The organism is Luteimonas sp. gir, from assembly GCF_037198055.1.
GTDB lineage: Bacteria > Pseudomonadota > Gammaproteobacteria > Xanthomonadales > Xanthomonadaceae > Luteimonas > Luteimonas citri_A.
In genome coordinates this window covers 100,539-126,453 of the sequence record NZ_JBBAXQ010000007.1, presented here as the reverse complement: position 1 = coordinate 126,453, position 25,915 = coordinate 100,539, and the positions used below count along the sequence as shown (strand labels likewise).

General features: G+C 69.1%; 18 protein-coding genes and 1 tRNA gene. 4 read left to right on the top strand and 15 right to left on the bottom strand.

Features of this window, described 5'->3' with window-relative positions:
• Positions 1–14 precede the first annotated feature (14 nt).
• The 4 genes from WAF18_RS10925 (at position 15) to WAF18_RS10910 (ending at position 4,853) form a co-directional block, all read left to right on the top strand.
• Positions 15–1,271: an HlyD family efflux transporter periplasmic adaptor subunit gene (locus tag WAF18_RS10925; protein WP_337245111.1), complete on the top strand. Its 1,257-nt coding sequence runs from the start codon at positions 15–17 to the stop codon at positions 1,269–1,271.
• Positions 1,271–3,379: a peptidase domain-containing ABC transporter gene (locus WAF18_RS10920; protein WP_337245110.1), complete on the top strand. Its 2,109-nt coding sequence runs from the start codon at positions 1,271–1,273 to the stop codon at positions 3,377–3,379. The genes WAF18_RS10925 and WAF18_RS10920 overlap by 1 nt, the downstream gene beginning before the upstream one ends.
• 135 nt (positions 3,380–3,514) lie before the next feature.
• Positions 3,515–3,673, top strand: coding sequence for a hypothetical protein (locus WAF18_RS10915; protein WP_183426482.1), 159 nt, complete (start codon positions 3,515–3,517; stop codon positions 3,671–3,673).
• Between the two features lie 73 nt (positions 3,674–3,746).
• Positions 3,747–4,853, top strand: coding sequence for a hypothetical protein (locus WAF18_RS10910; protein WP_337245109.1), 1,107 nt, complete (start codon positions 3,747–3,749; stop codon positions 4,851–4,853).
• Positions 4,854–5,545: 692 nt separating this feature from the next.
• Here WAF18_RS10910 and pnp read toward each other — a convergent pair.
• The 15 genes from pnp to nuoL form a co-directional block, all read right to left on the bottom strand.
• A complete protein-coding gene (gene pnp, locus WAF18_RS10905; protein ID WP_337245108.1) occupies positions 5,546–7,654 on the bottom strand; it encodes a polyribonucleotide nucleotidyltransferase in 2,109 nt (702 codons plus the stop codon).
• Between the two features lie 121 nt (positions 7,655–7,775).
• Positions 7,776–8,039 carry a 30S ribosomal protein S15 gene (gene rpsO, locus WAF18_RS10900; protein WP_183426485.1) on the bottom strand — a complete coding sequence of 88 codons (264 nt, stop codon included), beginning with the start codon at positions 8,037–8,039 and terminating at the stop codon, positions 7,776–7,778.
• A 178-nt stretch (positions 8,040–8,217) separates the two neighbouring features.
• On the bottom strand, positions 8,218–9,189 hold the full coding sequence (gene truB, locus WAF18_RS10895; protein ID WP_183426486.1) for a tRNA pseudouridine(55) synthase TruB: 972 nt from the start codon (positions 9,187–9,189) through the stop codon (positions 8,218–8,220).
• A gap of 176 nt (positions 9,190–9,365) precedes the next feature.
• A complete protein-coding gene (gene rbfA, locus WAF18_RS10890; protein ID WP_183426487.1) occupies positions 9,366–9,728 on the bottom strand; it encodes a 30S ribosome-binding factor RbfA in 363 nt (120 codons plus the stop codon).
• A gap of 125 nt (positions 9,729–9,853) precedes the next feature.
• Entirely contained in the window at positions 9,854–12,466 is a 2,613-nt protein-coding gene (infB, locus tag WAF18_RS10885) for a translation initiation factor IF-2 (protein ID WP_337245107.1), read from the bottom strand.
• Between the two features lie 225 nt (positions 12,467–12,691).
• Positions 12,692–14,203, bottom strand: coding sequence for a transcription termination factor NusA (gene nusA, locus WAF18_RS10880; protein WP_337245106.1), 1,512 nt, complete (start codon positions 14,201–14,203; stop codon positions 12,692–12,694).
• Between the two features lie 8 nt (positions 14,204–14,211).
• On the bottom strand, positions 14,212–14,805 hold the full coding sequence (gene rimP, locus WAF18_RS10875) for a ribosome maturation factor RimP (RefSeq protein WP_337245105.1): 594 nt from the start codon (positions 14,803–14,805) through the stop codon (positions 14,212–14,214).
• A 251-nt stretch (positions 14,806–15,056) separates the two neighbouring features.
• Positions 15,057–15,133, bottom strand: a tRNA-Met gene (locus tag WAF18_RS10870).
• Between the two features lie 158 nt (positions 15,134–15,291).
• Positions 15,292–16,557, bottom strand: coding sequence for a cupin domain-containing protein (locus WAF18_RS10865; protein ID WP_337245104.1), 1,266 nt, complete (start codon positions 16,555–16,557; stop codon positions 15,292–15,294).
• Positions 16,554–19,001 carry a DUF4135 domain-containing protein gene (locus tag WAF18_RS10860; protein WP_337245103.1) on the bottom strand — a complete coding sequence of 816 codons (2,448 nt, stop codon included), beginning with the start codon at positions 18,999–19,001 and terminating at the stop codon, positions 16,554–16,556. The genes WAF18_RS10865 and WAF18_RS10860 overlap by 4 nt, the downstream gene beginning before the upstream one ends.
• Positions 19,002–19,005: 4 nt before the next feature.
• Positions 19,006–20,196, bottom strand: coding sequence for a hypothetical protein (locus WAF18_RS10855; protein WP_337245102.1), 1,191 nt, complete (start codon positions 20,194–20,196; stop codon positions 19,006–19,008).
• Positions 20,197–20,261: 65 nt separating this feature from the next.
• Positions 20,262–20,441 (bottom strand): hypothetical protein, encoded by a 180-nt coding sequence (locus WAF18_RS10850; protein WP_337245101.1) that lies wholly within the window; start codon positions 20,439–20,441, stop codon positions 20,262–20,264.
• A gap of 316 nt (positions 20,442–20,757) precedes the next feature.
• The gene (gene nuoN, locus WAF18_RS10845) at positions 20,758–22,221 is read right to left on the bottom strand and encodes an NADH-quinone oxidoreductase subunit NuoN (RefSeq protein WP_337245100.1); all 1,464 of its coding nucleotides are present in this window, start codon (positions 22,219–22,221) and stop codon (positions 20,758–20,760) included.
• A gap of 28 nt (positions 22,222–22,249) precedes the next feature.
• Entirely contained in the window at positions 22,250–23,761 is a 1,512-nt protein-coding gene (locus tag WAF18_RS10840; protein ID WP_337245099.1) for an NADH-quinone oxidoreductase subunit M, read from the bottom strand.
• Between the two features lie 13 nt (positions 23,762–23,774).
• A complete protein-coding gene (gene nuoL, locus WAF18_RS10835; protein ID WP_337245098.1) occupies positions 23,775–25,913 on the bottom strand; it encodes an NADH-quinone oxidoreductase subunit L in 2,139 nt (712 codons plus the stop codon).
• Between the last annotated feature and the right edge of the window lie 2 nt (positions 25,914–25,915).

Sequence of the window (25,915 nt, the reverse complement as noted above, 5' to 3'; positions counted from 1 at the left end):
GAGTCCTGCGCCCGATGAGCGAGGGGCTGTTCCGCGACGAAGTGCTGCGTGCGCGCCGCGAGGCGTGGCTGGGCACCGTTTCCCTGCCGGTGCCGCGCCGCGGCTGGCTGCTCGCCGCACTCGGCGGCGCCGCGTTGCTGGCGATTGCCGCGACCCTGGCGTTCGGCAGCCTGCACCGGACCGTGCGCGCTTCGGGCACGCTGCAACCCGCCGAGGGCCTGCAGCGCGTGCAGGCGCCCGAGGCCGGCGTCGTCGTCCGCGTCCACGTGGCCGACGGCGCGACCGTCGCAGCCGGCGATCCCTTGCTCGACATCGCGGTCGATCGCGACCTCGCCGATGGCGGCGCGCCCCTGTCGGCGCGGGTGGCCGAGGGCCTGGAGGCCGAGCGCACGCGCCTGCGTGCGGCGCTGCAGGCCTTCGACATCGCCCAGCCGGCCCGCGAGGCCGACCTGCAGGCGCGGCTGGCGACGCTGGTCGACGAGGTCGGCTCGGCGCGCGACGAGATCGCGCTGCGCGAGCGCCAGGCCGCCAATGCCGAAGACGTGTTCGCCCGGCTGCAGCCGCTGCGCGAGGCGCGCATCGTCAGCGAGGTCCAGGTCCAGCAGTACGAGAACCAGGCCCTGGACGCGCGCGCCGCGCTTGGCGCCGCCCGGCGTGCGGGTCTGGAGGCCGAGCGCCGGCTCGCCGATGGACGCCGCAGCCTGCGCGAGCAGGCCTTGGCCCGGGCCACCGAGCGCGGCACCCTGGTCCAGGCGTTGGCCGACCTGGACCGCGGCGATGCCGAGAACCGCGCGCGCGGCACGATCCGGCTGCGCGCCCAGCGTCCGGGCGTGGTCAGCACCTCGGGGCTGTCGACCGGCAGTCCGGTCGCCGCCGGCGAGCCCTTGCTGACGATCGTGCCCAGTGATGCGCGCTTCGTCGCCGAGTTGTGGGTCCCCGCGCAGGCGGTGGCGCATCTGGTACCGGGACAGCGCGTGGAGATGCGCTACGACGCCTTCCCGCACCGCCGCTACGGCCAACAGCCCGGTGAGGTGGTCAGCGTGGCGCGCGCCGCGCAGCCCGCGCCGGCGCATGCGCGTACCGGCGCCGATCCCGGCGTGCCGCTGTATCGCGTGCTGGTGCGGCCCGACCGCCAGGATGTGCCGGGCGCCGACGCCGCGCTGCGCACCGACATCGGCGTCGATGCCGACCTGATCCTCGAACGCCAGCGGCTGTACCAGCGCCTGTTCGGCGATCGTTTCGCCCGCCCCACCGTCGCCCGAGCCGACTGATGCCCCTGTCTTCCCGTCGACGCGTGCCGGTCGTGCAGCAGAACGAGATCGCCGAATGCGGGCTGGCCTGTCTGGCGATGGTCGCGGTGCATCACGGCCACGATCTCGACCTGGCGGCGATGCGCCGGCGGTTCCCGATTCCGATCCAGGGCGCGAGCCTGTCGCGGCTGATGGCGATCGCCCGCGAACTCGGTCTCGAGGCGCGCCCATTGCGCACCGAACCCGAGCACCTGCACACGCTCCAGGCGCCGTGCGTGCTGCATTGGGACCTCAACCATTTCGTCGTCCTGGTGCGCGTGTCGCGCGGGCAGGCGCTGATCCACGACCCGGCACGCGGCGCGGTGACGATGCCGCTGGCCGAGCTCGGCCGGCATTTCACCGGCGTGGCGTTGGAACTTACGCCGGCCGCCGATTTCGCTCCGGTCTCCGACCGCACCCGCGTGCCGCTGCGCGCGCTGTTCGGCCGGATCTCCGGCATCGGCCCGGCGGCCACGCAGATCCTGCTGCTGGCGCTGTCGCTGGAGCTGTTCACGCTGCTGCTGCCGCTCGCGCTGCAATGGACGATCGATGGCGTGCTGGTCACCGCCGACACCAGCCTGCTGACGCTGATCGGGCTGGGCTTCATCGGCGTGGTCGCGTTCCAGGCGACGATCGCGGCGGTGCGCGGCTGGCTGGTGGCCGACCTGGGCGCCTCGCTCAATGCGCAGTGGATCGGCAACCTGTTCGCGCACCTGTTGCGGCTGCCGCTGGACTACTTCGAAAAGCGCAGCGTCGGCGGCGTGCTATCGCGCTTTTTGTCGGTGCAGTCGGTCCAGCAGACGCTGACCGGCAGCTTCGTCGAGGCAGTGCTCGACGGGCTGACCGTGCTGCTGGTGTTCGCGCTGCTGCTGTTCTACAGCGGGCCGTTGACCGCGCTGGTGCTGCTGGCCTTCGCGCTGTATGCGCTGCTGCGCTGGCTCGCCTACCGCCGCCTGCGCGACCTCAAGGAGACCCAACTGGTCCACCTGGGGCGGCAGCAAAGCCAGATGATCGAGTCGATCGGCGGTATCCAGACCATTAAGCTCGCAGGCCTGGAGGCCGCTCGCTTGGCGCGGCTGCGCAATGCGACGCTGGAGGTCGCCTCGCGCGAGGCCGCGATCGCGCGCACCACCGCGACCTTCGGCGCGCTCTCCAAGTTGATCTTCGGCCTGATGCGCGTGGGCCTGATCTGGCTGGGTGCGCTGCTGGTGCTCGACGGTCGGTTCACCGCGGGCATGATGGTAGTGTTCGTCACCTACGCCGATCTGCTGGCGATGCGCGGCGGCGCCCTGGTCGACAAGCTGGTCGAGTTCCGCCTGCTGGGCATGCACGGCGAGCGCATCGCCGATGTCGCGCTGGCCGCGCCCGAGGCCGATGTCGAAGCTGTGCACTCCGGCCCCGATCCCGCGCCCGAGCTCATGATCGAGGGCGTGTCGTTCCGCTACGACGAGAGCGGCCCCTGGGTGCTGCGCGACTGCTCGCTGCGGATCAAAGCCGGTGAATCGGTGGCGATCACCGGCGCCTCGGGCTCGGGCAAGACCACGCTGGCCAAGCTGATCCTGGGGCTGCTGGCGCCCAGTGAGGGCCGCATCCTGATCGACGGCGTCGACATCCGGCACCTGGGCCTGGCGCGCTATCGCGCCCGCTTTGGCGTGGTGATGCAGGACGACGTGCTGTTCGCCGGTTCGATCGCCGACAACATCAGCGTGTTCGATCCCGATGCCACGCTGGACCGGATCGAAGCGGCCGCCCGGATCGCACAGATCCACGACGACATCGCTGCGATGCCGATGGGCTACGAGTCGCTGGTCGGCGACATGGGCTCGGCGTTGTCGGGCGGCCAGAAGCAGCGCGTGATCATCGCCCGCGCGGTGTATCGCCAGCCCGATCTGCTGCTGCTCGACGAGGCCACCAGTCACCTCGACGTGCCGCGCGAGCGCGCAGTCAATGCGCTGATCGCCGACCTGCGCGCGACCCGCATCATCATCGCGCACCGCACCGAGACCGTGCGCAGCGCCGATCGCGTCGTGCGGCTGGTGAATGGGCGCGTCGCCGAAGACGACGGTACGCACGACACGAACGGCGCCTGACCGCGTGCATCGAAAGTTCGGAAACACGACGCAGGTCCGGAATCCGGGGTTCCGCATCGTGCCTGTGGGCGACTAGCATCGAAGACGCCGGATCCGGACCGGCCCCCTTTCAATCCGGAAGCCACTGGAGGAAACATGAGCCATCAAGACGCGCAGCATGTCCGCCCCATCGCACGCCTCGCCGCCCGCGAGTTGACCGAGGACGAGGTCGCCGCTGTCGCCGGCGGCAAGCCCGACCACACGCATGCCACCGGCCCCAACGGCGACGATCCGGGCGATCCGGGCGTCGTCTGATCCGCTGCGATCCCGACGCGGCCGGCCGTCCCCCGACGGCCGGCCGCATTGCATTGCCGATGCTGCCAACGCCATGACTGCACCCCTGATCGTGTCGTCGCTCGCGCACGACATCCATGCCGCCGCCGCGTGCTGGGGGCTGCAACGCGCGGGCGTTGCCTCACGCTGGATCGCCGGCTGGCACGAAGGTGCGCCGACGCTCGAGATCGCGCCCGACGCCGCTCCCACCATCGACAACTGGGGACCGGACGGCACGCCGCGCAGTGTGTGGTTCCGACGCCCGATGCCCCCGGCGACATTGCCGAACGTGGCTGAGTCCGACCAGCGTTTCGTCGGCGATGAGTGGCGCCGCTTCGCCGGCAATCTGCACGCGGTGGCCGGCGACATGGCCGGTCCGCTGTGGGTCAATCCGCCGGCCTCGGCCCTGCGCGCCGAGCACAAGCTCGTCCAGTTGCAGGCCGCCGCGCAACTCGGCCTGCCGTTCCCGGCCACGCTGATGTCCAGCGACCCGGCGCGCATCCGCGCCTTCGTCGCACGCCACGGCCGGGTCGTCTACAAACCCTTCCAGACGCACAGTTGGCAGGATGCCAGCGGTCGGTTGTTCAGTACCTACGCGCGGGTCGTCGACGCCGACATGCTCGCCTCCGATGCGAGCCTGCAGCTGTGTCCGGGCATCTACCAGCAGGCGATCGACAAGATCTGCGATCTGCGGGTGACGGTGATCGGCACGCACGTGTTCGCCGCGCGCCTCGATGCACCGCACGATGACGACGTGGTCGACTGGCGGTCGGCCTCGATCGCAGGTGCCGTGGAGACGTCCGCTTACGCGCTGCCGGCCGTCTGGCGCGACGGTCTGCTCGCGCTGCAACGCAAGCTCGATCTCGCGCTGGGCTGCGTCGACCTCGTGGTCGATCGCAGTGGCGCGCTGCACTTCATCGAGGTCAACCAGGCGGGCCAGTTCCTGTTCCTGGAACAGGCGCTGCCGGACCTTCCGCTGCTGCGCACGCTGTGCGCATTGCTGGCGCAGGGGCGGCTGGATTGCGATCCGGGCGCGATGCCGGACGATATCGGCTTCGCGGCCTATCTCGACAGTGAGGTCTACGCGGACTGGTGGGCCGAGGTCGCACCGCGCCTGCACACCGCCGGCACCGTGCCGCCAGGCGTCAGTCTCGAAGCCTGAGCTGCACAGGCGCATCTCGCCCATGCCGGGCAAACACCTGAAAAGGTCACCTGTTCGAAGTGGCATCCCACTTCGGATGGGCAGCGGCCTGCCGGCCGGTAGCCGCTCTTCCCTCGGCAGGACCGCTTCGCGGTCCGGCCCCGCGAAGCACGCGTGGCGTTCGCATGGATGCGCGGCAGCGCCGCGCACGTCATCCATGCTCACCCTGTCCTGACTCGGGCGTTCGCCCGCTCGCGCGGCATGCCGCGCAAACAGAGCGGACTCACCCTTGACGCGCTCGACGCGGCCACCGGCCGTCAGTCCACTGCTGCGGACATTGGCTACCCGACTTCGGTTCAATGCGGAATCGCCTGCTTGAAGAAGTCGTGCGCCTTCGGACTCAGTGCGTCGTGCTGGTCGGGGATTGCGATAGCGGGCCAGGGATGGCCCGCGGCGGCGAGTCAGCCATGGGTGAGTGTGGGCTGCTCGTGCGGCATGCCGCGCAGCCCGCACGAACGCCCGGCGTGCTTCGCCGGGCCGGACCGCGGAGCGGGCTGACCAAGCCGGGGAGCAGTCCCCGGCCGGCGCGACGCGCGCTCCGGAGACGAACTCCCGTTCAAAGCACGCAGAAGCAAGATGACCGTAACTTCGCAAAGAACCAAAAAAAGCGGGCCTTTCGGCCCGCTTTTTCTAACGTCTCATGACGCCAGACCTTACTCGGCCGGCGTGCCCTCGCCTTCGGCGACGGCCTTCATCGACAGGCGGATGCGGCCCTGCTTGTCGACTTCCAGCACCTTGACCTTGACCACGTCGCCTTCCTTGAGCACGTCGCCGACCTTCTCGACACGCTCGTTGGAGATCTGCGACACGTGGACCAGACCGTCCTTGCCGGGGGAGATCGTCACGAATGCACCGAAGTCCATCAGCTTGACGACCTTGCCCTCGTAGATGCGGCCCGGCTCGACGTCGGAGGTGATCTGCTCGATGCGCGACTTCGCGGCCTGGCCGGCAGCGCCGTTGACCGACGCGATCGTGATCGTACCGTCGTCCTGGATGTCGATCTGGGTGCCGGTCTCCTTGGTGATCGCCTGGATGACCGAACCGCCCTTGCCGATGACCTCGCGGATCTTGTCGGGGTGGATCTTCATCGTGATCAGGCGCGGCGCGAACTCGCTGAGCTCGGCACGCGGCGTGGTCAGCGCGCTGCTCATCTCGTTGAGGATGTGCAGACGGCCTTCCTTCGCCTGGGCCAGCGCGACCTTCATGATCTCCTCGGTGATGCCCTGGATCTTGATGTCCATCTGCAGCGCCGAGATGCCGTTCGTGGTGCCGGCGACCTTGAAGTCCATGTCGCCGAGGTGATCCTCGTCGCCCAGGATGTCGGACAAAACGACGAAGTCGTCGCCTTCCTTGATCAGGCCCATCGCGATGCCCGCAACCGGCGCCTTGACCGGCACGCCGGCATCCATCAGCGCCAGCGACGAACCGCAGACCGAGGCCATCGACGACGAGCCGTTCGACTCGGTGATCTCCGACACGACGCGGATCGTGTACGGGAACTCTTCCATCGTCGGCATCACCGCGAGCACGCCGCGCTTGGCGAGGCGGCCGTGGCCGATTTCGCGACGCTTTGGGCCCATCATGCGGCCGGCTTCACCCACCGAGTAGGGAGGGAAGTTGTAGTGGAACAGGAAGTGTTCCTTGTACTCGCCGGCGACCGAATCGATGATCTGGCCGTCGCGGGCGGTGCCCAGCGTGACGGCGACGATCGCCTGGGTCTCGCCGCGGGTGAACAGCGCCGAGCCGTGGACGCGCGGCAGCACGCTGACCTTCGAACTGATCGGACGCACGTCCGCCGGGCCGCGGCCGTCGATGCGCTTCTTGGTCTTGAGGACCGAGTTGCGCATGGTCTGGTATTCCTGCTCGCCGAACTCCTTCGACAGGTCGCCATGCGACCAGGCATTGGCCTCGGCGTGCGGTGCGATGGTTTCGAGGATCGCCTTCTTGAGCTTGGAGATAGCGTCCTTGCGCTCGAGCTTGTCACGCACCTGGAACGCACCCGCGAGCTGCTCGCCGATGGCGGTGCGCAGGGTCGAGATCAGGCCTTCATCGGCGGCCGGGGCCTGCCAGTCCCACTTCGGCTTGCCGGCTTCGGCGACGAGTTCGTTGATCGCGGCGATCGCGACCTGCTGCTGCTGGTGACCGAACATCACCGCGCCGAGCATCACGTCTTCCGACAGCTCCTTGGCCTCGGACTCGACCATCAGCACGGCCTTGGCGGTACCGGCGACGACGAGCTCGAGCTCGGAGTCGACCAGCTCGCTGGTCGTGGGGTTGAGCAGGTACTGGCCGTTCTTGTAGCCGACCTTCGCCGCGCCGATCGGGCCGTCGAACGGCGCGCCCGACAGCGACAGGGCGGCCGAGGCGCCGATCAGGGCGAGAATGTCGCCGTCGACCTCGGGGTTGAGCGACATCACCGTGGCGATGACCTGGACCTCGTTGCGGAACCCTTCGGGGAACAGCGGACGGATCGGACGGTCGATCAGGCGCGCGGTCAGCGTCTCCTTCTCGGTCGCGCGACCTTCGCGCTTGAAGAAGCCGCCCGGAATCCGGCCGCCTGCGTAGAACTTCTCCTGGTAATCGACGGTGAGCGGGAAGAAATCCTGCCCTTCGCGCGCGGTCTTGTTGGCCACTGCGGTGACCAGCACCTGCGTGCCTTCGCACGAGACCATGACCGCGCCGCCGGCCTGGCGGGCGATCTCGCCGGTTTCGAGCGTCACCGTCTGGTTACCGAACTGGAAGCTCTTTGTCACTTTTGCCACGTTGAATTCCCTTGATGACTCTTGCGATGGACCGGACGGAACCCTTGCCCCGACCGGGTGGACGCTGCGCGCGCCCAAAAAACGACCGCGGCGCATTTCTGCGCCGCGGGGGGAGACGGGTTTAGCGACGCAGGCCGAGCTTCTCGATCAGCGCCTTGTAACGGTCTGCATCCTTGCGGTGCAGATAGTCGAGCAGGCTGCGACGGCGGTTGACCATCATCAGCAGGCCGCGGCGGCTGTGGTGGTCCTTCTTGTGCGTCTTGAAGTGCTCGGTCAGGTGCACGATGCGTGCGGTCAGCAGGGCGACCTGGACTTCCGGCGAGCCGGTGTCGTTGTCGCCGCGCTTGTGTTCTTCGATGATCTTGCTGTTGTCGATCGTGGTCATGTGTTTCGCTCTTGACGCGCGTCCCGCAGAGACAGCGACGGATCAACCGTCACGTACCGCCCGGACCGCCTGTGGATGGAGAGTACATTTCGCCTGGAAAAAGGCGGCCAAGATTGTATCGCCTGCGGCCTGGCCGAACAAGGCGACGTATTCATTCGGCGTGCTCAGTCCGGCACGCTCAGTCCGGGGCGGCCGCGCGCCGGAACATGCGCCGCGGCCACAGGCTGCCGTCACCCTGCACCTGCGCCAGCCCCTCGGCCCGCCCGTTCGGCCCGAAGACCGCGACCTCGCCGGCCGCCGCGAACGGACCGGGCAGCGACTGCCCGTTCTGCAGCCGGGCCGCCTGGCGGGCATCGATGTGGACGGCCGGCCAGGCCAGCATCCCCGCCTCCAGGTCCAGCAGGCAGGCCTCGAGCTGGTGTTCGCCGCGCGCAGCGAGCGCCTGGAGTTCGTCGAGCGTCCACATCCTGGGATCGCGGAACGGATCGACCCACAGCCGACGCAACTGGGCGACGTGCGCGCCGCAGCCCAGCAACTCGCCGAGGTCGCGGACCAGGCTGCGCACATAGGTGCCCGAGCCGCACTCCACATGCAGGCGCAGTTGCGGCGCGCCGCCGGGGTCGAGCACGCCGTCGAGCAGGTCGGCCGCCGACTGCAGTTCGAAAGCGTGCACATCGACCGGCCGCGACTCGACTTCCACGGTCTCGCCGCGGCGGGCCTTGGCGTACAGCGGTTCGCCCCCGCGCTTGAGCGCCGAGTAGATCGGCGGACGCTGGTCGATGCGGCCGGTCAGGCGCCGCAGCGCGGCGTCGATCGTGGCCAGATCCAGCGGCGGCACCGGCCGCTCGCGCAGCAACTGACCGGCCGCGTCGTCGGTATCGGTGACCTGGCCAAGCCGGGCGACGGTGGTATAGGCCTTGCGCGCGCCGAGCAATCCGCCGGCGATCTTGGTCGCCTCGCCGAAACAGACCGGCAACAGTCCGGTCGCCAGCGGATCGAGGCTGCCGGTATGGCCGCCCTTCTCGGCCCGGAACAGGTGGCGCACGCGCTGCAGGGCCTGGTTGGAGCTCAACCCGCCCGGCTTGTCGAGCAGCAGGATGCCGTCGAGCTTGCGGAACTTGGTACGCGGGCGGGACTGGGGACGGCTCATCTGAGGATCGGCGGACGAAGGGAGGAGTGACGTCCCGCGGGATGCGGGCGGCGTCATGGCCACGGCATCGGCCTGGGCGCCGCGTCGGCGTCAGGCGCCCTGCGCACGGCGTCGTCCCGAACCACGGGGCCCCGCCACACCGGCGACGCCGGGCCGCCGGGCCATGCCGCGAGCGGTCAGGCCTGCTCGCCGCCGTCGTCGAGATCGCGCAGCAGATGGTCGATGCGCTCGCCGCGATCGACCGAATCGTCGTAGTGGAAATGCAGCTCGGGCACGTGGCGCAGCTTGACCGCCCGCGCGAGACGGAAGCGGATTTCGGGCGCGACCGCCTTGAGCCCCTTCAGCGCCTCGGTCGCGCGCTCGGACTGCAGCGCCGTCACGAACACCTTGGCGTGGGCCATGTCGCGCGTGACCTCGACGTCGGACACGCTTACCGACGGCAGGCCATGCTCGGACACGGCCTCGCGGACCAGGGTGCCGAGTTCTCGGCGAAGCTGGGCGGAGACGCGGTCGGTGCGGTGGAAGGATTTTGTCGGCACGTGATTCGTATTCGTGAGTCGTCTTGGGTGGTGCGAAAGCCTGGCTCGATCCTGCGATGGGCAAGGACCCGTGATCCGCGTTCGCGGATCACGTATTCCTCCCACCACCGATCGGTCGCGGACGCTTACAGCGTCCGCTGCACCTCGATGCGCTCGAAGCATTCGATCTGGTCGCCGGCCTTGACGTCGTTGTAGGCCTTCACGCCGATGCCGCACTCGGTGCCATTGCGCACCTCGTCGACGTTCTCCTTGAAGCGGCGCAGCGATTCGAGTTCGCCTTCGAACACCACGGTGTTGTCGCGCAGCACGCGGATCGGCTTGGAGCGCTTGACCACGCCCTCCACGACCATGCAGCCGGCCACCGCACCGAACTTGGAGCTGCGGAAGACGTCGCGGACCTCGGCGATGCCGATGATCTCCTCGCGGATCTCCATGCCCAGGATGCCGGACGCGACCTGCTTGACCTGGTCGATCACGTCGTAGATCACCGAGAAGTAGCGCAGGTCCAGACCGTTGCCTTCGATGACCTTGCGCGCCGAGGCGTCGGCACGGACGTTGAAGCCGATGATCGTCGCCTTCGCCGCCGCCGCCGAGTTGGCGTCCGACTCGGTGATGCCGCCCACGCCCGAGACGATGATGTTGACGCGGATCTGATCGTTCGACAGCGCGGTCAGGGCCTGCTTGAGCGCCTCGACCGAACCCTGCACGTCGGCCTTGACGACCAGGTTGAGCGACAGCTGCTGCTCGGCCTGGCCCATCTGCGCCATGATGTCTTCCATGCGGTTGCCCGCGGCCTGAACCAGACGCGTCTCGCGGCGCTTGGTCTCGCGCTGCTGGGCGACGTCCTTGGCCAGGCGCTCGTCGGCGACGACGACGAAATCGTCACCGGCATCGGGCACGCCCGACAGGCCGAGCACCTGCACCGGGATCGACGGACCCGCGGTCTGTACCTGGGTCCCGGTCTCGTCGAACAACGCACGCACGCGGCCGTACTGCACACCGCAGACCAGGTAGTCGCCGCGGGCCAGCAGGCCCTGCTGCACGAGCACCGTCGCCACCGGGCCGCGGCCCTTGTCGAGCGAGGACTCGATGACCGTGCCGCTGGCGCGGCCTTCGGCGACCGCACGCAGCTCCAGGATTTCGGCCTGCAGCGAGATCGCGTCGAGCAGGTCGTCGACACCGTCGCCGGTCTTGGCCGACAGCTCGACCATCTGCGTGTCGCCGCCGAAGTCCTCGGCCACGACCTCGTGTTCGAGCAGCTCGTTCTTGACCCTGTTCGGATCGGCGTCGGACTTGTCGATCTTGTTGATCGCCACGATCAACGGCACCTTCGCCGCCTTCGCGTGCTTCACCGCCTCGACCGTCTGCGGCATGACGCCGTCGTCGGCCGCGACCACCAGCACCACCAGGTCGGTGAGCTTGGCGCCACGGGCGCGCATCGAAGTGAATGCCGCGTGGCCTGGGGTGTCGAGGAAGCTGATGACGCCCTTGTCGGTTTCGACGTGGTAGGCGCCGATGTGCTGGGTGATGCCGCCGGCCTCGCCCGAGGCGACCTTGGTGCGTCGGATATAGTCCAGCAACGAGGTTTTGCCGTGGTCGACGTGACCCATGATCGTGACCACCGGCGGACGCGCGGTCAGCTCGCCCTGCGACTCGCCGACGTGGGCGATCAGCTCGCTCTCGGCATCGTCGGCATCGGCGCGCACGGCCGTGTGGCCCAGTTCCTCGACCACCAGCACCGCGGTGTCGTGATCGATCGACTGGGTGATCGTCGCCATGACGCCCATCTTGAACAGCGCCTTGACCACGTCGCCGCCCTTCATCGCCAGCTTCTGGGCGAGATCGGCGACGGTGATCGCCTCGCCGATCGCGACTTCACGCACGACTGGCGCGGTCGGACGCTCGAAGCCGTGCGGACCGGCGCCACTGCGCGCAGGCGCGCTGCCGCGGCGCTGCGGGCCACCGCGGGCCGGCCGGCCACGCGTACTGGTGCTGCGGCGCGCCCGATCGGATGCACTGAGGTGCAACTGCCCGGCAAAGCGCGCGGTGCTGTCATCGTCCTCGACGCCCGACACCATCGCGTGCGAACCGCGGTTGCCCTTCTTGGCATTGGCGTTGGCATTGCGGTCATCGCTGCGCGGCGCCGCCGGCGCCTTGTGCGCATGCGCGTGGCCACCGGCCGGCTTGCGGGCGGTCGCGGTCTCGCCGGCGTCCGGGGTTGCGGCAGCGGCTGCAGCGGCCTGGCGCAGCCGCTCGGCTTCGGCCTCGGCTTCGCGCTTGCGCTGCTCGGCCTCGTCGGCACGACGCTTGTCTTCCTCGGCCAGGCGCTGCTGCTCGGAGAGATTGCGCTGGCGCGACTCCTCGAGCTTGCGCAGGATCTCGGCGCGCTCGCTGTCCGGATCGACCGGCGCCCCGCCATCGGCGGGCCGGCTGAGCGTGACCTTCTTGCGCACGACCACGTCGACCGTCTGGCGGTTCTTGCCGCCGCCGACCGTCAGCTCCTGCTTGCGGCTGCGGCTGAGCGTGATCTTCTTCGGCGCGGAGGTTTCCTCGACAGGGGCGTCGCCCTTGCCGTGGGCGCGCTTGAGGAAGCCGAGCAGCTTGAGCTTCTCGGCACTGGTCACGACCTGGTCGGGGTTGCTGAACTGCATGCCCGCCTCGGACAGCTGTTCGAGCAGTTTCTCGACCGGCGTGTTCACCAGTGCGGCCAGCTTACGGATGGTGGTTTGTTGCGACATTCGTGATTCCGATTCCTTGCGCGCCGCCGCGGGGGCGGCGCAGTGGATTTGTCATTCTAGCGCTGCATGGGGTGCATTCCGAACGCGACCGCCTGCGGGGATCGGGCGACTGCAGGACCGCGGCCCTCGAGGGGCATGCGACCTGCGCCATCACTGCGACCTTCCCGACGGTCCGACTACGACTTCGGGTCGTCCTGCCCGGCCTTCACACGACCGGGCGGCAGATCACCCCTCCCGTTCCAGACGTGCGATTTCCTCGGCACGTGCGGCCAGGATCAACGCCGCGGCGCGCGCCTCGTCGAGGCCCTCGATACCGAACTCCAGCACCTCGTCGGCGCCCAGGTCGGAGAGGTCCTCGCTGGTGCGCACGCCGTGGGCGGCGAGTGCGAACGCGGTGTCCTCGTCCATGCCCTCGAGCGCCAGCAGGTCCTGGGTCGGCGCGTTCTCGTCGGCTTCTTCCTCGACCGCGAGCGCGTCGTTGAGCAGGGCGTCGCGGGCGCGCGAGCGCAGTTCCTCGACGATGTCCTCGTCGAAGCCCTCGACGGCGAGCAATTCGCCGACCGGCACGTAGGCGATCTCCTCGACGGTGCCGAAGCCCTCCGACACCAGGATGCCGGCGATTTCCTCGTCGACTTCCAGCTTGTCCATGAACAACTGGCGCGCAGCGGCCTGCTCGGCCTCCGACTTCGCGGTCACCTGGTCCTGGGTCATCACGTTGAGCTGCCAGCCCGCCAGGCGGCTGGCCAGGCGCACGTTCTGCCCGCCCTTGCCGATCGCCTGCGCCAGCTTGTCCTCGGCGACCGCCAGGTCCATCGAGTGCTTGTCCTCGTCGACGACGATCGACTGCACTTCGGCCGGGGCCATCGCGTTGATGACGAACTGCGCCGGGTTGTCCGACCACAGCACGATGTCCACGCGCTCGCCGTTGAGCTCGTTGGAGACCGCCTGCACGCGCGAGCCGCGCATGCCGATGCACGCGCCGATGGGGTCGGTGCGGGTGTCGTAGGCGACGACGGCGATCTTGGCGCGGTCGCCCGGATCGCGGGCGCAGGCCTTGATCTCGACCAGGCCCTGGCCAACTTCCGGCACCTCGAGCTTGAACAACTCCATCATGAATTCGGGCGCGGCGCGGCTGATGAACAGCTGCGGGCCACGGGGCTCGCTGCGCACGTCGTACAGGTAACCGCGCACACGGTCGCCGGCACGCACGACATCGCGCGGAATGGCCTTGTCCTTCTGGATCAGCGCCTCGGCGTTGCCGCCCAGGTCGACATAGACGTTGCCGCGCTCCACGCGCTTGACCACGCCGGTCACCAGCTCACCCACGCGATCCTTCCAGGCGTCGACGACCTGCTGGCGCTCGGCCTCGCGCACGCGCTGCACGATCACCTGCTTGGCGGCCTGCGCGGCGATGCGGCCGAAATCGACGTTCTCGATCTGCTCTTCGATGTAGTCGCCGACCTCGACGCCGTCGGCCTCGTCGACCGCATCCATCAGGCGGATCTGACGATCCGGCGATTCCATCACCACGTCATCGGCCACGACTTCCCAGCGGCGGAAGGTCTCGTAGCTGCCGTCCTTGGGATCGATCGCCACGCGGGTCAGCACGTCCTGATCGACATAGCGCTTCTTGGCCGCCGTGGCCAGTGCGGCCTCGATGGCCTCCAGGATCACGGTCTCGGGGACACCTTTCTCGCTGGCGACCGCATCGACGACCAGCAACAGTTCCTTGCTCATCTTTTCATTCACTCCGCACCGGCCGGCTTGCGCGGCCGCTTGTTGTCACGTGGTGTGTTGTCTGCGTTGCGGGTCGCGCCGGCGGCGCGTCCCTTCTTGTCCTTCGACGGCGCCAGGCCCAGCGCGGCCCAGTCGGGGACCAGCCGCGCCTTGTCGATGTTGTCCATGCGCACCGTCAACGGCGTGCCGTCGACGTCGAACGTGATGGTCTCGCCCTCGACCGCGTCGATGCGGCCGGTCAGGCGGCGGCGCCCGTCCTGCGGCAGCTTCAGGCCGACCTTCGCGGTCTGGCCGGCGAAGCGCGCGAAATGCGCGGCCTCGAACAGCGGCCGGTCGACGCCGGGCGAAGACACCTCGAGCGTGTAGTTGCCGCTGATCGGGTCCTCGACGTCGAGCTGGGCCGACACCTCGCGGCTGACCGCCTCGCAATGCTCGATGGTCACGCCCTGCCCGGCCTCGCCGTCGGTCGCCCCACCCTCGGCGGCATCCGTATCGGTCGCCGGCACATCGATGTAGAGCCGCACCAGCGCGCCACCGGGCGCCGGCAGGTATTCGATGCCCAGCAGTTCGAGGCCAAGAGACTCGACCGTCGCCGCCAGCATCGTCTTGAGTTGTGTCGCCTTGTCCGCCACTCGTCCCTCGCGTTGTCCGGTACCGCGTCCGATCGCCTGCACTTCGACGACCTGCCGACGCGCGCGTCGGTTTTGCGGTCGTGGAAAACGACAAGGGGCCCGACGGGCCCCTTGTCCGATACCACTGGATGTCGGCGCCGAAGCGAAGCAGGAGCTTCGGCAAGCCCAGACTTTTCGCTTTCGGGCACCTTGCGGATACCCATCGATCGACGCGAAAAATTTGGTAGCGGGGGCAGGATTTGAACCTGCGACCTTCGGGTTATGAGCCCGACGAGCTGCCAGACTGCTCCACCCCGCATCAGGAGTGCGATTATGAAGCGAGCGGTGCGGAATTGCAAGCCAGAACACCGCTGCAGATCCCGTTTCGCATCGCTCGATCGTGTGGGCGAACCCAGGTCACGACCGACCGCGGGCGCATCATAACGCAAGCACCAATGCCGGCGCCATCGCCGTGCGCTAAACGGCCGATACGCAGGCGAGCGCACGCGTGGAGACCAGCCACTGAAGCAGCGCACGGGCGTCGTCTCGGGGCATCGAAGTCGCCTCTCCCGGCCGCGTCTCGAACGGCGCGAGCAGCGCGTCGACCGCGATCGCCGCGCCGCCATCGAAGCACCGCAGCGAAGCGGCGGCCACGGAGTCGAAACGCTCGATACGACGGACATGCCCGGCCGCGCCGCACAGCACCGCCCCCGGCGCATCGTCGTGGCTCCAGACCAGCGGATACGCCGGGTCGGCCAACCGCAACTGCGCCCGGTCGTCGAGCGGCGCCAGCGGCATCGCCGGCGGCGGCATGAAGCCGCCACCGGTCAGCAGCGAGAGATAGCCCGCCGTCGCCGCGCTGCGCAGCGCCTGCGCAGACGTCAGGTCCCGCGCCCGTTCCAGCGCCTGCACCACACCAGCCGGCCGTCCGGCGTCCTCCGCGCCCAAGGCATCGGCAGCCGGCCCCGTCTCGTCCGCATCGCAGACCTCGGCCGCGCGCTCGATCGCATCGAGGGCATAGAGCACCGCATGGCCGTCATGCGGGACGCCGACGTTCACGCTGGTGGCCACCTCGGCGCCGACCGTCTCGCCGACGTGGTAATAGGTCGACGGCCAGTAGAGCAGATCGCCTGGGCCGATCTCGATGGCGAACGACGCGTCCAGATGCTGCGCATAGTCGACCCGCGTGGCCACCGCGTCCTGCCACGGGCGCGCGGGCCAGAAGCGCATGCGCTTGCGTCCCTGCAGCACGAACACGAACGTCGAGAAGCGGTCCTTGTGCACGCCCACCGGCGTGCGCTCGTAGTTGCCGTGGAACAGCGTGGTGATCGCCCCGCTCGCCGGCAGGCCGACGTGCGCCCACAAACCACGAAAGAACCGGCGCCCGGCCTCGAAGATATCGGCGTCGTGCCGATGGAATTCGTTGACGATCAGCGCGTAGCCCGCACGCGTGCCGGCCTCGCGCAGCACCCGCTGCGCGTAGCGCGCGAAGTCGCCGTCATCCACGCGCGGCAGCCAACTGCCAGGCTGCCGCAACTGGCGATCGTCGAGCACGAACCGGCACACCGTCCCGCCTGCAGTCGCCTCACGTGCCGCCGCCGCGGCCGCGCGCAGCGCCGCATCGACGGGGTACGGCGCCGCGCCGCCTTGGCGGTATACCACCGGTCGCACGTCCCAGCAGGTCGAGACGAACTGCGCCCAGTCCAGCGGCCCCTGCATTTCCAGGTAGGGCGTGGTGTTCATGGCGTGTCGTATCCGTAGGTGCGTTGCAACTGCATGCGATAGGCGGCAAGCGGCGGCAGCCCCATCCGACGCCGATGCGCATCGACCTGGTCGGGCTGCTCCAGCGGGTACGGCACCCACCGCCCGCGGCGGCGCCTGAACTTGCTGCCGTAGCGCTGCGGGCGGCCGGCCTGCACGCACACCGCATCGGTCACGTACGCCAGATGGCGCAGCGGCACCTCGCCTTGCGCGGCGGCAGCGCTCACCAGTGCCAGACAGCGTCGCTGCAGGGGCGCGGCATCGCGGCCGGCGTGCTGCGCGAGCGCGGCAGCGGCGTCGCAGGCCTGGGCGCCGACGCGTGCGACGGTCGGCCAACCGTGCGTGTCGAGCACCGTCTCCAGCCACGTCAGCGCGGCGCGCGTCAACCGCGCAAGGCGCGCAGCCAATGCGCGATCCCGGAAGCCGTCCGCGGCCCATTGTCGACGCAGGGCGCCGTCGATGCGCTGGATCGCGCGCAGCCGCCGGGCCACCGCCGGCAACCGCGGCGCAGCTGCGGGCAACGCCTGCGTACGCAGCTCGATCCGCCGCCGGCTCCAGGTGTAGACGACCCGACAGTTCGCCACGGGCCAGTCGAGGTGGACCTCCCCAGCATGCGCGCTGCGAAGATGCAGCGCGACGCCCAGCGCCGGATCGCACAAGCGCCAGCCGCGACCGTCGCGCCAGACCTCGGGCGCGTCGCGTTCGAGATCGCGATACGCATGTGCGACCGCGTCCTGGAGCAGCGTCGCCAGATCGACCAGGTCGGGGCGCCAGGCCAGCCGCGCATGCAGGTCCGGCCGCAGCGACGGCAGCGCGAGCGTCACCGGCCCGGCCGCACGGGCGCACAGAAACGTCGGCGCGGCCAGGCACTGCAGCGGGCCGCCCCCGGCCGCTGCGAAAAAGTACGGCACATCGCCACGCGCCAGTTGCGTACGCTCCGCTTGGCCGAATGACCGCATGTCGATCGGCGCGCCGCTGGCCTGCGCGGCAAGCGCGCGGGCATAGGTTGCGGTCAGCATGGTCAGCACGCGGACGCGCCCACCGCGCAGCGCCCGCCGCAGATGCGCGTCGAACGCGCGCCGGTGATGCAGCAGGCAGGTCCAGGCATCGAACATGCCGCGCAGCATCGCCGGCAGATAACGCGCAGGACCGAGATTGCCGGCGAGATCGGCAACCGCCGCCCGCGACGTGGTGCGTGCCCACACGGCCGCCGGTCGCAATGCCAGTGCGCCGCCGGGCGCCGCGAACAAGCCGGCGGCTGGCCCCTCGACAGCATCGGCCTGCAGGCGGGACGCGAAGCCCGGGTGACCGGTCTGCGCATCGCCCAGGACCAATCCGGTGCCGGTCAAGCGCGTCATGTGGCAGCCGAACACTTCCATATCGACGATATAGGGCATCGGGTCGGGCGCACCGGGACGGATGCCGCACAGCACGTTGCCCTCGCCCAGGTCGGTGGCGCCGACCGCGTGACAGGCCACGGCCAGCGCACCGGCCGAGCGCCAATAGCTCGCCGCGGCCCGCGGCGACAGGCGCGCGCCTTCGATCGACGGCTGCGCCGGGTCCAGCACGCCCCATTGGCGCGGCGGCGCGATCCAGTCCTGCCAGCTGTAGGTCCAAGCGTCGCGCCCCACGCCGCGCCAGACCCGCAGCGTGGGCAGCCGCACCGGACCGGACACCGGTGAGCACGCATTGAGCCAGGCGAACAGCGCGGCGTCGCCGCGGCCCGCCCCGTCGGCGAGAAAGAGCCGCTCGCCATCGACCGGTCGCGGCTTGTAGGCGATGCACCTGCCGCCGCGCAGCCGCAGGCACAGCACGCGCTGGCCACCGTTGTGCGTTTCCGACGCGCTGGCCCACAGCCCGACCACCGGCCCGCGCACCGCATCGCCGAAGACCCCGGCATCCAGATCGCGGCGCAGGCGCAGCACGAAGCGCTCGAGAAAGCGCTGGAACTGCTCGCGACTGATTTCGAGTGCCTCGGCCGTGTCGGGCCCGCCGGCGGCGCAGCGGACGAACGCGTCACTGATCAACGGGGCGAACAAGGCGGTGTTGCCGAGCCCCAGCACCCGGCGCGCAAAGAGATCGGCATGGGCCTGCGCCAGGGCACGGCACCATGGCCCCAACGCCTCGAGCATATCGACGAACGGCGCGAACGCCGGCCGGGCCAGGACCGCCGCAAGCCGGCGCGCATCCTCCGGGCCCTGCAAGGGCCCGAGCGCTTCGACCAGCCCGTCCCGGCGCTGCCGCGCGCGCGGCTGCAACAGCGCACCGCCACCGCCGCGTGCGACGGCGCGCACGAACGCCCTGGCGTCAGGCGGCAGCCGGACCGTCGAACCCGCGACGGGCAGCGTCAGCACGAGACCGGCAGGTGAGGCCGGCCGCCCCGGGTCGCGGCCATTGACCGCCTCGCGCCGCACACGACGGGCCAAGACCTCAGACCCCTCCGGCACGGTCGGCGGCAGTCCACTCGACCCCGCGCGCTGCGCACAACTGCGCCAGGGCGTCCCGCAACGCCGGCTCCGATCCGCACAACGCGGCGACGGTCGACGATCCGCCCCGCATCAGCGCCTCGCGCAGCCTGCGGCTGCCGGGTGTCGCCTCGACGGCCAGCGTGTGCCCGTTGATCGCCCACAGCCGCGTCCCCTCGCCTGCCGGAAGTTCGAGAATGCGGGTCCCGGGCGCGCTGCGGATACGGTCGCCCGGGGCAAGGTCCGGCGGCTCGGCGCAGCCAGGCACCGGCTCCAACGCGCAGGCGCTGGCGCGGGCGATCCACTGCACGCGCTGGGCGAGTTCGGCATTCGGCCCGGCGGCGAAGTCGCCGAGCGCCTCGACATCGCGGGCGAGCGCATCAGGCAGCACGATCGCGCCGTCGGCCGCACATGCGGGCGTCGCCGGAAGATACGGCACCAGGCCCTGGGGATAGCGCTCGGGTTGCACCAGCGAGGCGAACAGTGCGATCAGCTCGCGCGTGGAGGCCGTCCGCTGCACGGGGATGTCCAGGCGCAACGCGACGCCCCCAACGTCCTCGGCCACCTCCACGGCCTCGCCGGGCGGTCTGTACAGCAGTTGGCCGGGCGCGACGCGCTGCGTATCGCCACCGGCGCCCTGCGTCACGGCGACCTGCCCGAGCAATGGCAGCAGCAGCGTCGCGGCCGTGCGGTCATTGGTATTGCGCCGGAAGCGTCCCAGCAGCAGGTGCGAGGCCACCGGACGCACTGGGCAGCCCAGCCGTTCGCACCAACCAGAAAGAAAACCGCGGACATCCCGCCATGTCGCCGGATCGACAACCAGGGGCGATTCGATGTCCAGCCATGCCGGCGCGTCTGGACACTCGGCTGCGAGGCGACGCAGATACGCGCCAGCCGATGCGTCGCGCGCGTCGGGCAGCAGCGCACCCGGCGCGCGGATCTCGGTATCCCCGGCGAAGAAGCGCAGGGCCGGCACCGAGAAGAAGCGGATACCCGCGCGCGAGGGCCGGCAGATGGCGATCGCCAGGCGATACGCTGATGCGATCGGCCACAGCGGCGGCGCCGGCAGGCAGACCGCACGGCCTGCACGATGGCAGGCCGCGAGGCGGTCCCAATCGAAAGCGCCGGCATGCGCCGGCGCCGTTGCCATGTCCATGGCCGATGCCATCCGCAACACGAAGGCCGCACCTGCCGGCATCGCCGGCCGGTGCGGCACTGCGCTCAGACGCAGTAGATCGTGCGCGAGCAGGTCGCCTGCGGGGCGATCCCGGCGGTGTCGAGGGCGGTGCCCTTCGCCGTCTGCTTCTGCATCTGCCCGATCAGTCGATCGAGGTTGGACCTCGCATCGCCGGCCGGGTTGCGACGGGTCCCCTGATCCTTGCTTGCCTTGACCTTGTCCATGATCGTCTCCTTGCTGGTTGGGTGACGTCCCGGTGCAGCCCGGCGGTGACCGGAGGATCCGGCGAGCCGCGCGCCGCACCGGCCCGCCGTCGTCGACGGGCGGGTTCCGGGGTAACACGCCCGCGCGGCGCCATGCAAATGAATACGCCAGCGCCGTGCTCGACCCATGACCGAGGTCACATCCTCATGCGCGCGTGTCCAATGGCGGCGCTCGGCCGTATCGACATCGAACGGATCCCGCAAACGACACCGGCCGGGTCGAAGACCCGGCCGGTATTGAAGACATCGATGGACCGCGCACGCGCGGCCTTTGCGGTCAGGCGAACGCCTGCTGACACCAGGCCATCAGCGGGCTCCAGAACAGGCCCAGCCCGAGCAGCGCCAGCGCATTGACCGCGAACACGATGCGCAGCAATTGGCCCGGGCGCTGCGCGACCGGCGCGGCGTTGGGCGCGTCGAAGTACATGACCTTGATCACGCGCAGGTAGTAGAACGCGCCGATGACCGCGAACACGATGCCGACGATCGCCAGCCACAGCAGGTCGCCTTCCAGCGCGCCCTGCAGCACCACCAGCTTGGCCCAGAAGCCGAGGAACGGCGGCACGCCGGCCAGCGAGGCCATGATGCACAGCACCAGACCGGCCATCCACGGGCTGCGCTGGTTCAGACCCTTGTAGTCCTCGATCCGCTCGGCCTCGAAGCCGGCGCGCGAGAGCATGACGATCGCGCCGAACGAGGCCACCGACATGATCGCGTAGCTGATCGCGTAGAACATCGCCGCCGCATGTCCGGTTTCACCGCCGCCGGCCAGGCCGAGGAACAGGAAGCCGACATGCGAGATCGTCGAGTAGGCGAGCATGCGCTTGAGGTTGGTCTGCGCGATCGCGAACAGGTTGCCGACCGCCAGCGACAGCGCCGCGAGCAGCGCCAGCAGCAGCTGTGACTGGTCGTGCACCTGGCCCAGCGCGGTGTCGAGCAGGCGCCAGGCCATGCCGAACGCGGCCAGCTTGGGCACCGAGCTGATGAACGCGACGATCGGGGTCGGCGCGCCGTGGTAGGTGTCGGGCAGCCACATGTGGAACGGCGCGGCACCGAACTTGAACGCGATGCCCACCAGCACGAACACCATGCCGGTCAGCAACAGCACGCGCCCCTCGCCCACCAGCCCAGCGACCGCCTGGTCGATACCGGGCAGCGACAGCGTACCGGTCGCGCCGTAGATCAGCGACATGCCGAACAGCAACATGCCCGAGGCCAGCGCGCCGAGGACGAAGTACTTCATCGCCGCTTCCGACGACAGCGGGTTGTCGCGGTCGCAGGCCACCAGCGCATACGAGCACAGCGCCAGCAGTTCCAGGCCGACGTAGACCATCGTCATGTTGTTGGCCGAGACCAGCAGCATCATGCCGGCGCTGGTGAACAGGAACAGCACCGGGATCTCGCCCTGGTACAGGCCCCGCTCGCGCAGGTACGGCCATGCGTAGCCCAGCGCGATCGCGCCGACGATCAGACCGGCGACCTTCAGCACGTCCGCGCCGGCGTCGCGCACGAACATGTCGGCCAGGATCGTGCCGTGGCCGCCGATCCCGGCGGCGATCAGCGCGGCGGCGCCGAGCATCGTGGCCACCGCCAGCGCATGGGTGACGATGCGGCGGCGCGGGTCGAGGAACAGGTCGAGCATCAGCAGCGCGAACGCGCCCAGGATCACGACGAGCTCAGGCACGATCGGGCCAAGCTCGGCCAACGTGCGGACGGGGGGCGTCATCGGAGCGGAAATCATCGCGGCACGGCTCTCATTGAATATGGACTCACAGCTTGCTGGCGGCGATCACGTTCGCCAGTTGCGCGATGGACGGCTCCATCAGGTCGGTCAGCGGCTTGGGGTAGACACCGATCAGCAGCGTGCCCGCGGCGAACACGCCCAGCACCAGCGCCTCGCGGCCGTTGATGTCCTTGAGCGCGGCGACGTGCGCATTGGCGACCTCGCCGTAGAGCACCCGCTTGACCAGCCACAGGGTGTACGCGGCGCCGATGATCAACGTCATCGCAGCGAAGAAGCCGATCAGCGGGTGGTTCTGGAACGCGGCCAGGATGACCATGAATTCGCCGACGAAACCCGACGTGCCCGGCAGGCCAGAGTTGGCCATCGCGAACAGCACGTAGAAGGCCGCGAACCAGGGCATCACATTGGCCACGCCGCCGTAGTCCTTGATCATGCGCGTGTGCATGCGGTCGTACAGGATGCCGATGCACGAGAACATCGCACCCGACACGAAGCCGTGCGAGACCATCTGCACCATCGCGCCCTGCAGGCCCAGGCGGGCCGCATCGCCGGCGTCGACGTCGCGCACCAGCGCAAACGCGATGAACACGCCCAGAGTCACGAAGCCCATGTGCGAGACCGACGAATACGCGACCAGCTTCTTCATGTCCTGCTGGACCAGCGCCACCAGGCCGACGTAGACCACCGCGATCAGCGACAGCGCGATCACCAGCCACGCCCACTCGTGGCCGGCGTCCGGGGTGATCGGCAGGTTGAAGCGCAGGAAGCCGTAGCCGCCGATCTTGAGCATGATCGCCGCCAGGATCACCGAGCCGCCGGTCGGCGCCTCGACGTGCGCATCGGGCAGCCAGGTGTGCACCGGGAACATCGGCACCTTGACCGCGAACGCGGCGAGGAACGCGAAGAACAGCCATGTCTGCTCGGTCGCCGACAACCGCACCGCGTACAGGTCGGGCAACTGCCAACTGCCGGCCTGCAGGTACAGGTAGATCAGCCCGACCAGCATGAACACCGAGCCGAGGAACGTGTAGAGGAAGAACTTGACCGAGGCGTAGACGCGCCGCGGACCGCCCCACACGCCGATGATGATGAACATCGGGATCAGCATCGCCTCGAAGAACACGTAGAACAGCATCGCGTCCACGGCGCAGAACACGCCGATCATCATGCCCTCGAGGATCAGCATCGCGGCGTAGTACTGGTGCACGCGCTTGCTCACCGAGGTCCACGCGCCGATCAGCACCAGCGCGGTGGTCAGCGTGGTCAGGATGATCAGCGCCACCGAGATGCCGTCCGCGCCCAGGTGGTACTCGATGCCCAGCGACGGGATCCACTCGCGGCGCTCGAGGAACTGCATCCCCGCATTCGCGTAATCGAAGCCGGTGAACAGCGGCAGGCTGAGCACGAACACCGCCACGGCGACCGCGAGCGACGCCCAGCGCACGGCATCGGCGCGGCGATCGCCCAATGCGAGCACGCAGGCGCCGCCGAGGATCGGCAGCCAGATCAATAGACTGAGAAGAGGCCAGTTCGACACGTGGGTATTTCCGTCAGCGCCAGTACTTGATGAGGACGGCCAGGAGCACGATCAGGCCGACAATCATCGCGAATGCGTAGTGGTAGAGAGCGCCGGACTGCAGCCGGCGGACGAGGCCCGAGACCAGGTCGACGACGCGCGCCGAGCCGTTCACGAACAGGCCGTCGATGACCTTGGTGTCGAACACGCGCGAGAGCTTGCCCAGCGCGACGCCGCCACCGGCGAAGCCACCGATCCACAGGTCGTCGGCGAAGTACTTGCGCTCGAGCACCCGGATCGGCAGCGCGAACACGCGCGCGGCCTTGGCCGGCAGCTCCGGCTTCCACCAGTACATCACCGTGGCGAGCACGAAGCCGGCCACGACCAGCCAGAACGCCGGGGCAACGAAACCGTGCAGTGCGAACCCGACCGGGCCGTGCCAGAGCTCTTCCTTCAGCGTCGCCAGCACGTCGTTGGACGCCAGCACGTGGATCACGCCGTCGAAGAATCCGTTGCCTGCATGGTGGCCGCTCCAATCGGTGCCGAAGAGCATCGGCCCGGCGGTGAAGTAGCCGATCAGGATCGACGGGATCGCCAGCAGGATCAGCGGCAGCGTGACCACCCACGGCGACTCGTGCGGCTCGTGCGCACCATGGCCGTGGTGACCATGGTCGTCGTGCGCATGGGCGACCGCATGGCCGTGTCCGTCGTCGTCCAGCGGCTCGTGATGCGTCTCCTGGCCGTGCGCATCGTGCGCAGCATGCGCGTCGGAGGCGTGCGCGTCGCGGAAGCGCTCCTTGCCGAAGTACGTCATGTACAGCAGGCGGAAGCTGTAGAACGAGGTCACGAACGCGCCCAGCAGCACCGACCAGTACGCGTACTGGTACACCCAGCCGCCGTCGCCGGCGTGCTTGGCCGCCTCGATGATCGTGTCCTTGGAGTAGAAGCCGCTGAAGAACGGCGTGCCCACCAGCGCCAGCGTACCGATGACGCTGGTCCAGAACGTGATCGGCATGTACTTGCGCAGGCCGCCCATCTTGCGCATGTCCTGCTCGTGGTGCATGCCGATGATTACCGAGCCGGCGGCCAGGAACAGCAGCGCCTTGAAGAACGCGTGCGTCATCAGGTGGAACACGGCGGCCGAGTACGCCGACACGCCCAGTGCGACCGTCATGTAACCCAGCTGCGACAGCGTGGAGTACGCGACGACCCGCTTGATGTCGTTCTGCACGATGCCGATCAGGCCGGTGAAGAACGCGGTGGTCGCACCGATGAACAGGATGAACTGCAGCGCGGTCTCCGACAGCTCGAACAGCGGCGACATGCGCGCCACCATGAAGATGCCGGCGGTGACCATCGTCGCGGCGTGGATCAGCGCCGAGATCGGGGTCGGGCCTTCCATCGAATCGGGCAGCCACACGTGCAGCGGGACCTGGGCCGACTTGCCCATTGCGCCGATGAACAGGCAGATGCAGACCAGCGTCGCCACCGACCACTCGAAGCCGCTGATGATCTCGACCGTCTGGCCACCACCGATCGTGGTGTCGGCGGCCGCGAACACGGTCGCGTAGTCGAGGCTGCCGAACCAGTAGAGCACCCCGGCAATACCAAGCAGGAAGCCGAAGTCGCCCACGCGGTTGACCAGGAACGCCTTCATGTTGGCGAACACCGCGCTGGGCTTCTTGAACCAGAAGCCGATCAGCAGGTACGACACCAGGCCCACCGCTTCCCAGCCGAAGAACAGCTGCAGGAAGTTGTTGCCCATCACCAGCATCAGCATCGAGAAGGTGAACAGCGAGATGTAGCTGAAGAACCGCTGGTAACCGGGGTCCTCGGCCATGTAGCCGATGGTGTACAGGTGCACGAGCAGCGACACGAAGGTCACCACGACCATCATCATCGCCGTCAGGTTGTCGACCAGGAAGCCGACGTGCGCCGAGTAGTTGCCGACCTCGAAGAACGTGTAGACGTTCTCGTTGAACGGTGCGGCGCCCTGCAGCAGTTGCCACAGCGTGTAGACCGACAGCGCGCAGCTGACCGCGACACCGGCGATCGTCGCCACATGCGCGCCGGTGCGCCCGACCTGGCGTCCGAACAGGCCGGCAATGATCGAGCCCAGCAGCGGGGCCAGGACGATCGCGACCAGGATGCCCTTTGAAATGGTGTACTCCATGC